Source organism: Psychroserpens mesophilus (assembly GCF_050617655.1).
Lineage (GTDB): Bacteria > Bacteroidota > Bacteroidia > Flavobacteriales > Flavobacteriaceae > Psychroserpens > Psychroserpens mesophilus_A.
In genome coordinates this window covers 1-460 of sequence record NZ_JBODQC010000041.1, presented here as the reverse complement: position 1 = coordinate 460, position 460 = coordinate 1, and the positions used below count along the sequence as shown (strand labels likewise).

Sequence of the window (460 nt, the reverse complement as noted above, 5' to 3'; positions counted from 1 at the left end):
CCTTCAATATTATCCAGGGGGGCAGCCTGGACAACGTAGTTTGGGTGAATTTCGGGTTTTTCCTCCTCAACGGGATGATCACGCTTTTTGTGCAGCCGCTGATCTATATCTACGAGAAGATGTACGGGATGGACACGGATGTTTCCCTGCTGGAGCTTTCGGACACCAATTCCCGGCTGCTCAAGGAGCTGTCCAACAAGGCCCCGGGCACCTTCAACCACTCCCTCCAGGTGGCCAACCTGGCCGAAGCAGCTGCCAACGAGATCGGTGCCAATGCAATGCTTGTCCGGGTAGGAGCGCTCTACCACGACATCGGCAAGATGAACAACCCAACCTATTTTACCGAGAACCAGACGACCAACAACAACCCCCACGATGAACTGGCCCCGGAAAAAAGTGCCCGGATCATCATCAAACACGTCATCGAAGGGATCGAAATGGCGCGGAAACAGAATATACC

General features: G+C 53.9%; 1 protein-coding gene. It reads left to right on the top strand.

From position 1 onward, the window contains the following. A partial coding sequence (locus ACRHNM_RS16230) for an HDIG domain-containing metalloprotein (protein ID WP_431137684.1) occupies positions 1–460 on the top strand: 460 nt, incomplete at both ends.